The organism is Holdemanella sp. DFI.5.55 (assembly GCF_020593575.1).
GTDB classification, from domain to species: Bacteria; Bacillota_I; Bacilli_A; order Erysipelotrichales; family Erysipelotrichaceae; genus Holdemanella; species Holdemanella hominis.
Window position 1 is genome coordinate 1 of the sequence record NZ_JAJDMK010000231.1, and the last position, 312, is coordinate 312.

Below are 312 nucleotides of genomic sequence, written 5' to 3' on the forward strand. Positions count from 1 at the left end.
TTTATTGTGAAAGCTATATTTGAAAAACATATGAATCTTCCAAAGACAGATACATTGTATGGAGCAATAGGAATCGATATCAATGTGGACCATATAGCACTATGTGAAACCAATATGGATGGAAATATCGTATTGATCAAGAAGTATCCAATCCATAAAGAGAATACAAAGAATAAACGAAATGAAGAACTGTATCAGCTGGCCATTGAAATCATGGAACAATGTAAATCCAAGAAGAAGAGTCTGGTCGTTGAAGACTTGAATTTCAAGCAGTTGAAAACAAGGATGCTCTATCGCCCTAAAAAACAAAAT

The 312-nt window shown here is 33.7% G+C and carries 1 protein-coding gene; it reads left to right on the forward strand.

The window, feature by feature from the left end; all coding sequences use genetic code 11:
• Positions 1-30: 30 nt before the first annotated feature.
• A partial coding sequence (locus LJE08_RS13915) for a hypothetical protein (RefSeq protein WP_227403569.1) occupies positions 31-312 on the forward strand: 282 nt, incomplete at its 3' end.